The following is a 15,495-nucleotide window of genomic DNA, read 5'->3' as shown; positions in this document are numbered from 1 at the left end:
GCATGCGACCGGCCTTCGGATCTCGACAGACGTGAGGCGGAGATGGCGAACGACGAGAAGCTCCTCGGCTACCTGAAGCGGGTCACCGCCGACCTGGACCGGACCCGCCGCAGGCTCCGCGAGGCCGAGGCGGCGGACCGGGAGCCGATCGCGATCGTGGCCATGGGCTGCCGGTATCCCGGGGGCGTCGCCTCGCCGGACGACCTGTGGCGGCTGGTCGAGGACGGCGCGGACGCGATCTCGGAGTTCCCCGCCGACCGGGGCTGGGACCTCGACGGCTACGGGAGCGGCGCGGACGCGGGAGACCCCGCGTTCGTCCGCACCGGCGGGTTCCTGCACGACGCGGGCGACTTCGACCCGGCGTTCTTCGGGTTCAGCCCCGCCGAGGCGGTGGCGACCGACCCGCAGCAGCGGCTGCTGCTGGAGGTGTGCTGGGAGGCGTTCGAGCGGGCCGGGATCGACCCCGAGGCGCTGCGCGGCCACCGGGTGGGAGTGTTCGCCGGGTCGGGCGCGCAGGACTACCGCGACATCGACGGCGACCCCGCGGTGACCGAGACCTACATGGCGACGGCGACGTCCGGGGCCATCGTGTCCGGCCGCGTCGCCTACACCCTCGGCCTGGAGGGCCCCGCCCTCACCGTGGACACCGCGTGCTCGTCGTCGCTGGTCGCGGTGCACCTCGCGGCGCAGGCGCTGCGGCGCCGCGAGTGCGTGCTGGCGCTCGCGGGCGGGGTGATGGTCATGTCCACCCTCGCGCCGTTCGTCGCGTTCGCCCGCCAGCGCGGGCTCGCCCCCGACGGCCGCTGCAAGGCGTTCTCCGACTCGGCGGACGGCACCTCATGGGCCGAAGGCATCGGAGTGGTCCTGCTGGAGCGCCTTACGGACGCGCGCCGCAACGGGCATGCGGTGTTGGCGGTGGTGCGTGGGAGTGCGGTGAATCAGGACGGTGCGAGTAATGGGTTGACGGCGCCGAGTGGTCCGGCGCAGCAGCGGGTGATCCGGCAGGCGCTGGCGGATGCGGGGGTGTCTGCGGGTGGGGTGGATGTGGTGGAGGGGCATGGGACGGGGACGAGGTTGGGTGATCCGATCGAGGCGCAGGCTCTGTTGGCGACTTATGGGCAGGATCGTCCTGGTGGTCGGCCGTTGTGGTTGGGGTCGTTGAAGTCGAACATCGGGCATGCTCAGGCGGCGGCGGGGGTCGGCGGGATCATCAAGATGGTCATGGCCATGCGCCACGGCGTCCTGCCGAAGACCCTGCACGTGACCCGTCCCAGCACCCACGTGGACTGGTCGGCCGGCGGCGTCCGGCTGCTCACCGAGCCGGTCCCCTGGCCGGACGGCGACCGGCCGCGCCGGGCCGGGGTCTCCTCGTTCGGTGTCAGCGGCACCAACGCCCACGTCATCCTGGAGCAGGCCGACGAGCAGCCCCTCGAGCAGGACGCCGAGCCGGCGGTGTCCGCCCCGGCGCGGGACGACGCGCTCGGCTCGCGCGTCGTCCCGCTGGCGGTGTCCGCCAGGTCGGCCGGGGCACTGAGCGGGCAGGCGGGCCGCCTCGGCGCGCTCCTGCGCGAGGACGACGAAGCCGACCCGCGCGACGTCGGCCGGGCGCTGCTCGCCCGCACCTCCTTCGACCACCGCGCCGTGGTCCTCGGTGAGACCCGCGACGAACTGCTGGAGGGCCTGGACGCGCTCGCCGCGGGCGACCCCGACCCCCGCGTCGTCCAGGGGCTCGCGGCGCGCGACTCCCGCGTGGTGTTCGTCTTCCCCGGCCAGGGGTCGCAGTGGCAGGGCATGGCCGTCGAGCTGCTGGACTCCGCGCCCGCGTTCGCCGAGCGCATGCGCGACTGCGCGCGGGCACTCGCCCCGCACGTGACCTGGGACCTGCTGGACGTGCTGCGCGGACGCGCGGGCGCGCGGGCGCTGGACGAGGTCGACGTCGTCCAGCCCGCGCTCTGGGCCGTGATGGTGTCGCTGGCCGGACTGTGGCGCTCGTTCGGCGTCGAGCCGTCGGCCGTCGTCGGGCACTCCCAGGGCGAGATCGCCGCCGCCTGCGTCGCCGGGGCGCTCACCCTGGAGGAGGGCGCACGCGTGGTCGCGCTCCGCAGCCGCGTCATCCGCGAGGACCTCGCCGGGCGAGGCGGCATGATGTCGGTCGCGCTGCCCGCCGAGCGGCTCGCCGAGCTGCTGCCCGCCTGGGGCGGGCGGCTCCAGCTCGCCGTCGTGAACAGCCCGGTCTCGGCCGTGGTGTGCGGCGACCCGGCCGCGCTCGAGGAGCTGGCGGCCCGGCTGGCGGGCGAGGACGTCCGGGTGCGCCGTATCCCCGTGGACTACGCCTCGCACTCGGTGTTCGTCGAGGAGATCCGGGACCGGCTGCTCGCCGAACTCGACGGCATCGCGCCCCGCGAGTGCGGCGCGGCGTTCTACTCGACCGTGACGGGCGCGCCGCTCGACACGGCCCTGGACGCCGAGTACTGGTACACCAACCTGCGGCGGACCGTCCGGTTCGAGGACACCACCCGGGCGCTGCTGGCTGACGGCCACACGGTGTTCGTCGAGGCCAGCCCGCATCCAGGCCTGCTCAGCGCGATCGGGGAGACGGCCGAGGCGGCGGGGGCCCGGGCCGTCACGGTCCCCTCGCTGCGCCGCGGCGAGGGCGGCCCGGCCCGCTTCCTGCTCTCGCTCGCCGAGGCGCACGCGGGCGGCGCGACCGTGGACTGGACGCCGTTCCTCTCCGGCGGGCGGGGCCGCCGGGTCGAGCTGCCCACCTATGCCTTCCAGCGGGAACGGTACTGGCTCGACCCGCTGCCGGGCGTGGGCGACGTCGCCGCCGCCGGGCTGGAGGCCGCCGGGCACCCGCTGCTCGGCGCCGCGGTGACGCTCGCCGGATCCGACGGGGTGCTGATGACCGGCCTGCTGACCCCGGTGACGCAGCCGTGGCTCGCCGACCACCGCCTGGGCGAGGCGGCGGTGCTGCCCGCCTCCGCCTTCGTGGAGCTCGCCGTGCGCGCGGGCGACCAGGTGGGCTGCCCCGTCCTCGCGGAACTGGCGGTCGAGGCGCCGCTCCGGCTGCCCGAGCGCGGCGGAGTGCGCGTCCAGGTGGACGTCACGGCCCCCGACGGGTCCGGGCGGCGCGCGCTGCGCGTCCACGCGCGCCCGGCCGGGTCCGACGCGCCGTGGACGCTGCACGCCACCGGTGCGCTCGCCGCGGACCCCGAGCCGGCGGCGGCCTTCGACCTGGCAGAGTGGCCGACGGACGGGGCCGCCGCGATGGACGTCGCATCGGCCTACACCGTCCTCGGCGATGCGGGCCTGCGCTACGGGGCGGCCTTCCAGTGCCTCAAGGCCGCCTGGCGCTCGGGACCGGACCTGTACGCCGAGGTGGAGCTCCCGCCCGGCGAACGGGACCGCGCCGACGGCATGGCGGTCCACCCGGCCCTCCTCGACGCCTGCCTGCACGCGGCGACGCTCAGCGGCCTGTTCGGTGACCACCCGGTTCTCCCGCACGCGTGGAGCGGCGTGGCGGTGCACGCGGCGGGGGCGACCTCGCTGCGGGTGAGGATCGGTCGCGGCGGCGAGGACGGGACCGTGACCCTCCAGGCGGCCGACCCCGCCGGTTCGCCCGTCCTGTCCGTGGACGCGCTCACCGTCAAGCCGGTGTCGCCCGACGACCTGGCGGACGCTCAGGCGGATGTGCACGGGTCGCTGTACCGGGTCGACTGGACGCCGGTTCCGCTCACGCAGCCGGTCCGTGACGTCCCCACCGCGGAGTGGGACGCGTTGGGTGAGGGTGATGTGCCTGAGGTGGTGACGTTGGGTGTCGCTGCTGAGGGGGTTGGCCCTGGTGCGGTGCATGGGGCGGTGTGTCGTGTGCTGGGTGTGTTGCAGCGGTGGTTGGGGGAGGAGCGGTTCTCTTCGTCGCGGTTGGTGGTGTTGACGCGGGGTGCGGTGGGTCTGCCGGGCGAGGACGTGACCGATCTGGCGGGCGCGGCGGTCTGGGGGCTGGTCCGCTCGGCCCAGGCCGAAAGCCTCGACCGCATCGTCATCGCCGACGCCGAGCCCGCCGACGTGCCCGTGGTCCTCGCCGCCGGTGAACCGCAAGTGATCGTGCGCGACGGCGCCGTCCGCGCCGCCCGGCTGGTCCGCGCCGAGGTCCCCGCCGACCCGGCCCCCCTCTTCGGTCCGTCTGACTCGGTGTTGGTGTCGGGTGGGACGGGTGCGTTGGGTGCTGTGGTGGCGCGGTATCTGGTGGGTGTGTGTGGGGTTGGCCGGTTGGTGTTGGTGGGTCGTCGGGGTGGGGCGGCTGCGGGTGTGGGGGCGTTGTGTGCTGAGTTGCGGTCGTTGGGTGCGGGGGTGGTGGTGGAGGCGTGTGATGTGGGGGATCGGGAGGCGGTTGCGGGGGTGTTGGGTCGGCATGGGGTGTCGGCGGTGGTGCATGTGGCGGGGGTGCTGGATGACGGTGTGATCGGTTCGTTGACGCCGGAGCGTGTGGGTGGGGTGTTGCGTCCGAAGGTGGATGCGGCGTGGCATCTGCATGAGTTGACGGCCGGGCGGGGGTTGTCGGCGTTTGTGTTGTTCTCGGCGGCTGCGGGTGTGCTGGGTGCGCCGGGGCAGGGGAGTTACGCGGCGGCGAACGCGTTCCTGGATGGTCTGGCGGCTCATCGCCGGGCCAACGGGCTGCCCGCGCAGTCCCTCGCCTGGGGACTCTGGGCCGAGACCGGGACCATGACCGGATCGCTCACCGAGACCGACCTCTCCCGCATCGCCCAGAGCGGCATGGGCGCGCTCGGCAACGACGAGGGCACCGCCCTCTTCGACCTCGCGCTCGCCTCGGACGAGGTCGCTCCAGTCCCGGCGAAGCTCGACCTCGCGGCGCTCCGCGCCCAGGGCCCCGCCATGCCCGACATCTTCCGGGCCCTGGTGCCGACCGTCCGGCGCGGCCGGGCGAGCGGCCCCGCCGAGGCGGGCCTGCTGCGCCGCCGCCTGGCCGCGGCGCCCCGCTCCGAGTGGGAGCCGGCGCTGCTCGACCTCGTCCTCGCGCAGGTCGCCCTCGTCCTCAGGTTCGGCTCGGCGCAGACCCTCGACCCGGAACGCGCCTTCAAGGAACTGGGCTTCGACTCGCTGACCGCCGTCCAGTTCCGCAACCGGCTCGCCGAGGTCACCGGCCTGCGGCTGCCCGCGACACTGGTCTTCGACCGGCCGACCCCGCGGGCCCTGGCGCGGTATCTGCTCGACTCGGTGTCCGGGACGGTCACGCCGGTCGGGGCGACCGCGCCGGCGCGGTCGGCCGCACTCGACGAACCCATCGCGATCATCGGCATGGCCTGCCGCTACCCCGGAGGCATCGCGTCTCCCGAAGACCTGTGGCAGGTCGTCCTCACCGAACGCGACGCGGTCTCCGCGATGCCGGCGGACCGGGGCTGGGACCTCGACCGCCTGGTCGACCTCTCCGGGAATCTCCCCGACACCACCTACACCGACCGGGGCGGCTTCCTCTACGGCGCGGCGGACTTCGACGCCGACTTCTTCGGGATCAGCCCCAACGAGGCGCTGTTCATGGACCCGCAGCAGCGGCTCCTCCTGGAGACCTCCTGGGAGGCGCTCGAACGCGCGGGGATCGACCCGGGCGCGCTGAAGGGGAGCATGACCGGCGTCTTCACCGGGATGGCGTTCCACGACTACGCCGACAACCACAGCACCGGCGCGCTCGCGTCCGGACGGGTGTCGTACGTGCTCGGCCTGGAGGGCCCGGCGGTGACGGTGGACACGGCGTGCTCGTCGTCGCTGGTGGCGCTGCACCTGGCGGCGCAGGCGCTCCGCTCGGGCGAGTGCTCGCTGGCGCTGGCGGGCGGCGTCGCCGTCATGGCCACCCCCGCGATGTTCATCGAGTTCTCCCGGCAGCGGGGCCTGGCACCGGACGGCCGGTGCAAGCCGTTCGCCGCCGCCGCGGACGGCACCGGCTGGGCGGAGGGCGTCGGCGTGCTGCTGGTCGAGCGGCTGTCGGACGCCCGGCGCGACGGTCATCGGGTGCTGGGCGTGGTGCGGGGTTCGGCGGTGAACCAGGACGGCGCGTCCAACGGGTTGACGGCGCCGAACGGCCCGTCGCAGCAGCGGGTCATCCGGCAGGCGCTGGCGAACGCGCGGCTGCGTCCCGACGAGGTCGACGTGCTGGAGGCCCACGGGACGGGGACGCGGCTGGGCGACCCGATCGAGGCGCAGGCGCTGCTGGCGACCTACGGGCGGGACCGTCCGCAGGACCGGCCACTGTGGCTGGGATCGATCAAGTCGAACATCGGGCATCCGCAGACGGCGGCCGGCATGGCCGGTGTGATCAAGATGGTGCAGGCCATGCGCCACGGGATCATGCCCCGGACGCTGCACGTGGACGCCCCGACGCCAGAGGTGGACTGGTCGGCGGGCGCGGTGCGGCTGCTGACCGAGGCACGTGAATGGCCGGTGGACGGCCGTCCGCGCCGCGCCGGGGTGTCGTCGTTCGGCGTGAGCGGCACCAACGCACACGTGATCGTCGAAGCCGCGCCGGAGGAGCCGATCGCGGAACGGCAGAAGGCGCCGGATCCGGTTCTGCCCTTCGTGCTGTCGGCGCGGACGCCTGGGGCGCTGGGGGAGCAGGCCGGCCGGTTGGCGTCGGCTCTGGAGTCGCGGTCCGAGCTCGCGATGGCGGACGTGGCCTGGTCGCTGGCGACCGGCCGCGCGTCGTTCGAGCACCGAGCGGCCGTCACCGCCGACTCCCGCGACGCCTTGTCGAGCGGGCTGCGCGCGCTGGAGCGCGGCGATCGGTCAGTAGCGGCGGCCGGGAACGGCAGGACCGCGTTGCTGTTCTCGGGTCAGGGGTCGCAGCGGTTGGGGATGGGCCGGGAGCTGTACGAGGTCTATCCGGTGTTCGCGTCTGCCTTCGATGAGGTCTGCGGTGTGTTGGGTGAGCCGGTGCGTGAGGTGGTGTGGGGTGATGACGCCGGTCGTTTGACGGAGACGTTCTGGACGCAGACGGGGTTGTTCGCGTTCGAGGTGGCGCTGTTCCGGTTGCTCGAATCCTGGGGTGTCGTGCCGGACTTGGTGGTGGGTCATTCGGTGGGGGAGATCGCGGCCGCGTATGTGGCGGGTGTGTTGTCGCTTGGGGACGCGTGTGTGCTGGTGCGGACGCGTGCCCGCTTGATGCAGGAGCTGCCCTCAGGTGGGGCGATGGTCGCAGTCCAGGCCTCCGAAGAGGAGATCCGGCCGCTGCTGACCGATGGCGTGGAGATCGCGGCGGTGAACGGGCCTCGCTCGGTCGTGCTGTCGGGTGACGAGGGCGCTGTGATCGCGGTGGCGGACGCGATCGGCGGACGGACGCGGCGGTTGCAGGTGTCGCACGCCTTCCACTCGCGGCTGATGGAGCCGATGCTGGAGGCCTTCGCCGAGGCGATCGGCGGGCTGGATTTCCGTGCTCCGCGGATCCCGGTCATCTCGAACGTGACCGGGCGGCCCGAAAACGACTTGGGTCCGGACTACTGGGTGCGTCAGGTGCGCGGCACCGTCCGGTTCGGGGACGCGATCGAGCACCTGTCCGGCCAGGGCGTCGGCACGTTCATCGAGATCGGCCCGGACGCGGCCCTGACCCCGCTGGTCGAGGACGGCGCGATCGCGCTCCTGCGGCGCGAGCGGTCCGAGAGAGGGCAGCTCGTCGCGGGTGTCGCGCAGGCGTGGGCGCAAGGGACCGCCGTCGACTGGGAGGCCTTCTTCGACGGCACGGGCGCCCGGCTCGTCGACCTGCCCACCTACGCCTTCCAGCACCGGCGCTACTGGCAGGACGGCGAGGAGCAGGCGGCGGATGTGGCGACCGCCGGACTCGACGATGCGCGGCATCCGCTGCTCGGCGCGGTCGTGCCCGTGGCGGGGGCGCAGGACGTGATGCTCACCGGGCGGCTGTCCGTCCAGGCGCAGCCGTGGCTGGCCGACCACCGGATCGCGGGCCGGGTGCTGCTGCCCGGCACCGGGTTCGTGGAGCTGGCGGTCCGGGCCGGCGACCAGGTGGGCCGCCCTCTGGTCGAGGAGCTGACGCTGCACGCCCCGCTCGTCCTGCCCGAGCGGGGCGGGGTGCAGGTGCAGGTGCTCGTGGGAGAGGAGGCGGACTCCTATCGGCGCGAGCTCTCGGTGCACTCCCGCCCGGAAGGCACCGAGGCTCCCTGGACCCTGCACGCGACCGGGACCCTCGCCCCGCTCCACGCGGCGGCGGCCGACTTCGACCTGCGGGCATGGCCGCCGCGCGGAGCCGAGCCCGTCGACCTGGACGGCTTCTACGAGGGCCTTGAGGAACTCGGCCTGGGCTACGGGCCCGCCTTCCGCGGCCTGCGCGCGGCGTGGCGAAGCGGCGGCGACGTCTACGCGGAGATCGAGGTTCCCGACCTCGTCGGACACGAGCCGTTCGGGCTGCATCCGGCGCTGCTGGACGGCGCGCTGCACGCCGTCGGGCTCACCGAAGCCGACGAGGCCGGCCTCCCGTTCGCGTGGTCGGGTGTCGCGCTTCACGCGTCGGGCGCCGCCACGCTGCGGGTCCGGCTGACGCGCGGGGAGGGCGGCGCGGTCTCGGTGCGGGCGGCCGACGGTGCGGGCGCTCCGGTGATGACGGTGCGGTCGCTGACCTCCCGGCCGATCTCCACCGAGCAGCTCGACGCCGCGGCGGCCGTGCCGCACGACGCGCTCCACCGCCTGGACTGGACCGCCGCCCCCGGCGTCCGCCCGGCCTACGCCATCGCGACCGGCGACTGGGAGGCGTTGGGTGAGGGTGATGTGCCTGAGGTGGTGACGTTGGGTGTCGCTGCTGAGGGGGTGGGTCCTGGTGCGGTGCATGGGGCGGTGTGTCGTGTGCTGGGTGTGTTGCAGCGGTGGTTGGGGGAGGAGCGGTTCTCTTCGTCGCGGTTGGTGGTGTTGACGCGGGGTGCGGTGGGTCTGCCGGGCGAGGATGTGACCGATCTGGCGGGTGCGGCGGTGTGGGGGCTGGTTCGTTCCGCGCAGAGCGAGGAGCCGGGGCGGTTCGTCCTCGCCGACGCCGGTCCCGAGGACGTGCCGCTGGTGCTCGCCTCGGGCGAGCCGCAAGTGATCGTGCGTGACGGTGTCGTCCACGCCGCGCGCCTTCAGCGGGTACCGCTGCCCGCAGGTCCGACCGAACACGCCCTGGGTCCGTCTGACTCGGTGTTGGTGTCGGGTGGGACGGGTGCGTTGGGTGCTGTGGTGGCGCGGTATCTGGTGGGTGTGTGTGGGGTTGGCCGGTTGGTGTTGGTGGGTCGTCGGGGTGGGGCGGCTGCGGGTGTGGGGGCGTTGTGTGGTGAGTTGCGGTCGTTGGGTGCGGGGGTGGTGGTGGAGGCGTGTGATGTGGGGGATCGGGAGGCGGTTGCGGGGGTGTTGGGTCGGCATGGGGTGTCGGCGGTGGTGCATGTGGCGGGGGTGCTGGATGACGGTGTGATCGGTTCGTTGACGCCGGAGCGTGTGGGTGGGGTGTTGCGTCCGAAGGTGGATGCGGCGTGGCATCTGCATGAGTTGACGGCCGGGCGGGGGTTGTCGGCGTTTGTGTTGTTCTCGGCGGCTGCGGGTGTGCTGGGTGCGCCGGGGCAGGGGAGTTACGCGGCGGCGAACGCGTTCCTGGATGGGCTGGCGGCTCATCGCCGGGCCAACGGGCTGCCCGCACAGTCCCTCGCCTGGGGACTCTGGGACACCGACGGCGGCATGGCGGGCGCGCTAAGCGGGGCCGATCGCGGCCGGATCGAGCGGAACGGCGTCCTGCCGCTCTCTGTCGATGAGGGAATGAACCTCTTCGAGGCCGCCGGGAGGAGCGGCGACCCGGTGCTCGTCCCCGTCCGGCTCAACCTGGACGGTCCATCGGAGGAGCCGGTGCCCGCCCTGCTGAGCGGGCTCGTCCGGTCCGCGCGGCCGCGATCGACGGGAGAGAAGGCCGATGGCGCCGGCCTGCGCGGACGGCTGGCGCCCCTTCCGCAGAGCGAGCGCGAAGGGGTCCTGCTCGATCTCGTCCGGGAGCGGGCGGCCGCGGTCCTCGGCTTCGCCTCCGGCGCCGACGTCCCGTCCGACCGGGTCTTCAAGGACCTCGGGTTCGACTCGCTCACCGCGGTCCAGTTCCGCAACGGCCTGAACGACTCGACGGGCCTTCGGCTGCCCGCGACCCTCGTCTTCGACCTTCCGTCTCCGGCCGTCCTGGCCCGGCACCTGCTCACGGAGCTGATGGGCGGCCTTCCCGAGCGGTCCGAGGTCTCGGCGACCTCCGCCGCCACCGATGAGCCCGTGGCGATCGTCGGGATGGCGTGCCGGTATCCGGGGGGTGTGGCGTCTCCTGAGGATCTCTGGCGGGTGGTGTCGGAGGGTCGTGATGTGGTGTCGGGGTTTCCGGTGGATCGGGGTTGGGATCTGGCGGATGTGGTGGATCGGTCGGGGGAGCGGCCGGAGACCAGTTATGTGGACTGCGGTGGGTTTCTGTATGAGGCGGGGGAGTTCGATGCGGGGTTCTTCGGGATCTCGCCGAACGAGGCCGCCGTCATGGACCCCCAGCAGCGACTGCTGCTGGAGAGCTCCTGGGAGGCGTTCGAACGCGCCGGGATCGACCCGCGCGCGCTGAAGGGCAGCGCCACGGCGGTCTACGCGGGTCTGATGTACCACGATTACGTGCACAGCGGTGCCGCCGGAGGCATCGCCTCCGGCCGGATCTCCTACACCTTCGGATTCCAGGGCCCTGCCATGACGGTGGACACGGCGTGTTCGTCGTCGTTGGTGGCGCTGCATCTGGCGGCGCAGGCGCTGCGGTCGGGGGAGTGTTCGCTGGCGTTGGCGGGTGGCGCGACGGTGATGGCGAGGCCGGACACGTTCATCGAGTTCTCTCGGCAGCGGGGTCTTGCGGCTGATGGGCGGTGCAAGTCGTTCGCGGCGGCCGCTGATGGTACGGGCTGGTCTGAGGGTGTGGGGATGCTGCTTTTGGAGCGGCTGTCGGATGCTCGGCGCAACGGTCATCGGGTTCTGGGGCTGGTGCGGGGTTCGGCGGTGAACCAGGACGGTGCGTCCAACGGGTTGACGGCGCCGAACGGCCCGTCGCAGCAACGGGTCATCCGGCAGGCGGTGGCGAGCGCGGGGCTAGACCTGTCCGACGTCGACGCGGTCGAAGCCCACGGCACCGGGACTCGGTTAGGCGACCCGATCGAGGCGCAGGCGCTGCTGGCGACCTATGGGCGGGACCGTCCGCAGGACCGGCCGTTGTGGCTGGGATCGATCAAGTCGAACATGGGCCACGCGCAGGCCGCCGCGGGCGTCGCCGGCGTGATCAAAATGGTTCAGGCCATGCGCCACGGCGTGCTGCCGCCGACGCTGCACGTGGACGCCCCGACGCCCGAGGTGGACTGGTCGTCCGGCGCGGTGCGGCTGCTGACCGAGGCACGGCAGTGGCCGGTGGACGGCCGTCCCCGCCGCGCGGGGGTGTCATCGTTCGGAATCAGCGGCACCAACGCCCACGTCATCATCGAAGCCGCGCCGGAGGAACTGGTCGCGGAGCGGCAGGAGGCGCCTGGGTCGGTGCTGCCATTCGTGCTGTCGGCGCGGACGCCGGGAGCGTTGGGGGAGCAGGCCGACAGGTTGGCCACGGCTCTGGGGACGCGGTCCGAGCTCGCGATGGTGGACGTGGCCTGGTCGCTGGCGACCGGCCGCGCGTCGTTCGAGCACCGAGCGGCCGTCACCGCCGACTCCCCCGACGCCCTGCTGGCCGGGCTCCGCGCCGTCGCCACCGGCGATCGTCACCGGGGCGTGGTCCGGGACCGCGCCCTGCCGGACGCGAACGGGCGGATCGCGTTCCTGTTCTCGGGTCAGGGTTCGCAGCGGTCGGGGATGGGCCGGGAGCTGTGCGAGGCGTTCCCGGTGTTCGCCTCAGCTTTCGATGAGATCTGCGAGGCGCTGGACGAGCCGGTGCGCGATGTCGTCTGGGGCGATGACCTCGATCGTTTGACGGAGACGTTCTGGACGCAGACGGGGTTGTTCGCGTTCGAGGTGGCGCTGTTCCGGTTGCTCGAGTCCTGGGGTGTCGTGCCGGACTTTGTGGTGGGGCATTCGGTGGGGGAGATCGCGGCGGCTCATGTGGCTGGGGTGTTGTCGCTTGAGGACGCGTGTGTGCTGGTGCGGACGCGTGCGCGGTTGATGCAGGCCCTGCCGTCGGGCGGGGCGATGGTGGCGGTCCAGGCATCGGAAGAGGAGGTCCGGCCGCTGCTGAACGATGGCGTCGAAGTCGCGGCGGTGAACGGCCCTCGCGCGGTGGTGCTGTCGGGTGCCGAGGACGCGGTGGTCAAGGCGGCCGAGGCGTCCGGTGCCAAGACCCGGCGCCTCCAGGTCTCGCACGCCTTCCACTCGCACTTGATGGAGCCGATGCTGGAGGCCTTCGCCGAGGCGATCGGCGGGCTGGACTTCCGCGCTCCGCGGATCCCGGTCATCTCCAACCTCACAGGACAAGCCGAAAGCGACTTGGGGCCGGACTACTGGGTGCGTCAGGTGCGCGGCACCGTCCGGTTCGGGGATGCGATCGAGCACCTGTCCGGCCAGGGCGTCGGCACGTTCATCGAGGTCGGTCCGGACGCGGCCCTGACCCCGCTGGTCGAGGACGGCGCCATCGCGTTGCTGCGGCGCGACCATCAGGAGGACCGCGAGCTCGCCGCCGGTATCGGCCGCCTGTTCACCCGAGGCCACCGCATCGACTGGGAGGCGTTCTACGCGGGCACCGGCGCGCGGCTGGTCGACCTGCCCACCTATGCCTTCCAGCACCGGCGCTACTGGCTGACGGACGAGCGCGCCAAGACCGACCCGGTAGCGATGGGACTGGGCGCGGCCGAGCATCCGATCCTCGGCGCGGTGGTCCGCCTCGCCGAGGCGGACAACGTCGTCCTCACCGGGCGGCTCACACAGGACCGGCTGCCGTGGCTGGCCGACCACGCGGTCCGCGAGGTCGTCGTGCTCCCGGGGACGGCCCTCGCCGAACTCGCCGTGCGAGCGGGCGACCACGTCGACTGCCCGGCCGTGGACGATCTGGTGCTGGAGAGGCCACTGGTACTGCCCGAGAGCGGCGCGGTCCAGGTGCAGGTCGTGGTCGGTGCGGCGGACGACGCGGGGACTCGGCCCGTGGGCGTCCACGCCCGCGCCGGAGAGGACGAGCCCTGGACCCGCCACGCGACCGGCACCCTCGGCCCGGACGCCGGGCCGTCCGACTTCGAGATGGCGGTCTGGCCGCCGCCCGGAGCGGTGCCCCTCGACCTCGGCGGTTTCTACGACGGCATGGCCGAGGCGGGACTGCGCTACGGCCCGGCCTTCCAGGGACTGCGTGCCGCCTGGCAGCGCGATGACGAGGTCTATGCCGAGGTCGAACTACCGTCCGATGAGCAGTCCGAAGCGTCCCGCTACGGACTGCACCCGGCGCTGTGGGACGCCTGCCTGCATGCGGCGGCGCTCCTGCCCGGCACGAGCGGCGAGGCGGCGCTGCCGTTCGCCTGGTCGCGGCTGACCCTGCACGCGGGCGGCGCGTCGAGCGCGCGGGTCCGGATCACGTCCGCCGGTGACGGAGCCCTGGGGCTCCAGGTCGCCGACCCGGCCGGACGGCCGCTCCTGTCGGCGGGCTCGCTCGCCACGCGGCCCGTCGCCGACGAGCGGCCGGGCGGCGGGGCGCCGGAGGCGCGGCTGCGCGATGCGCTGTTCCGACTCGACTGGCTTCCCGTTGGGGCGTCCGCCCCGCGGCCCGTCCCCGACTGGACGACGTGGGACGACCTCCCTGACGGCTCGCCCCCTCCCGAGACGGTGGTGCTCCCCGTGTCCGGCGGTGACGATCCCCGTGAGGCGCTCCATCGGGTCCTTTCCGTCCTGCAACGCTGGCTGGCGGAGGAGCGGTTCTCTTCGTCGCGGTTGGTGGTGTTGACGCGGGGTGCGGTGGGTCTGCCTGGCGAGGATGTGACCGATCTGGCGGGTGCGGCGGTGTGGGGGCTGGTTCGTTCCGCGCAGAGCGAGGAGCCGGGGCGGTTCGTCCTCGCCGACGCCGGTCCCGAGGACGTGCCGCTGGTGCTCGCCTCGGGCGAGCCGCAAGTGATCGTGCGCGACGGTGTCGTCCACGCCGCGCGCCTGGCGAGGGCATCCGCCGACGGCGCGGACCAGGCTTGGGACCCTTCGGGCGCGGTCCTGATCACGGGCGGTACCGGCGCCCTCGGCCTGCTGGTGGCCCGGCACCTCGTGCGCGACCGGGGCGTGCGGCACCTCGTGGTCGCCGGCCGGAGCGGCGCGGACGCCCCCGGAGCCGCGCGGCTGCGCGGGGAGCTGGCCGGACTCGGCGCGGATGTGACGATCACGGCCTGCGACGTGGCTGACCGCTCCGCCGTCGCGCGCATGCTGGCCGACATCACCGCCGAGAGGCGGCTCGCGGGGGTCGTGCACATGGCCGGGGTACTGGCCGACGGCATGCTCGGGACGCTGACCGCCGCGCAGGTGGACGCCGTCGTCGCGCCGAAGGCACTCGGCGCCCTGCACCTCCACGAACTCACCCTCGGCATGGACCTGGACCAGTTCATCCTCTTTTCGTCCGGCGCGGGCGTGCTCGGCGCCGCCGGGCAGGGCAACTACGCGGCGGCCAACGCCTACCTGGACGGACTCGCGGCGCACCGGCGGGCGACCGGGCTCCCGGGCCGATCGCTGGCCTGGGGCCTGTGGGCCGCGGAGAGCGGCATGGCGGGCGGCCTGGCGTCCGCGGACGGGCAGCGGATGCGCCGCAACGGCGTCCTGCCGCTCTCCGAGGACGAGGGGGTCGCGCTTCTCGACGCGGCCGGACGCACGGACGCGCCCGTCGTGGTGCCCCTCCGGCTGGACCTCACGGCCCTGCGCGGCGTCGCCGAACACCTGCCGCCGCTGTTCAGCGGGCTGGTCCGGCGGCCCCGGCCCGCGTCGGCGGGCGGGGCCGCGCGCACCCCCTTCCGCGAACGGCTGGCCGCGCTGGCCCCGGCCGAGCGCCGCGCGACGCTGCTCGAACTCGTGCGCGGCGAGGCGGCCGCCATCCTCGGCCACGACGGCCCCGCCGCCATCGAGCCGGACCTCGCCTTCACCGAACTGGGCTTCGATTCGCTCACCGCCGTGGAGTTCCGCAACAACGTCGGTGAGGCGGTCGGGGCCCGGCTGCCCGCCACCCTGGTCTTCGACCACCCGAACGCCGAGGTCCTCGCCGGCCACCTGCTGACCGAACTCGCCCCCGGGGACGAGGCCGACAGCGAGGAACGCCGCGTCCGGCGGCTCCTCCAGGAACTGCCCCTGGACCGGCTCCGCGAGGCCGGCCTGCTCCGCGGGCTGCTCGACCTGGCCGCCGAACCGGACAACGGCCTCGCCCTGGAGGAACCCCGCGACGCGGAGGCGTCCATCGACGACATGGGGGCCGACGACCTGATCGCCCTCGCCCTCGACCGCCCCGGCCCTGCGGACAGCGACCTGGAGCTGTGA

General features: G+C 73.7%; 1 protein-coding gene. It reads left to right on the top strand.

What is annotated here, in order from left to right:
- The first annotated feature begins 42 nt into the window (after positions 1 to 42).
- Positions 43 to 15,495: a type I polyketide synthase gene (locus FKD65_RS07150; protein WP_141576726.1), complete on the top strand. Its 15,453-nt coding sequence runs from the start codon at positions 43 to 45 to the stop codon at positions 15,493 to 15,495.

Origin of the sequence: Actinomadura sp. WMMA1423 (assembly GCF_006547145.1) — a bacterium.
Taxonomy (GTDB): Bacteria; Actinomycetota; Actinomycetes; order Streptosporangiales; family Streptosporangiaceae; genus Spirillospora.
Note: the sequence above shows the minus strand (reverse complement) of the source record. Positions and strands in the feature narration are given on the sequence as shown.

Bases quoted from the DNA above. Each gene is read 5' to 3' on its own strand.
- FKD65_RS07150 (WP_141576726.1), top strand. From the start codon at position 43: ATGGCGAACGACGAGAAGCTCCTCGGCTACCTGAAGCGGGTCACCGCC.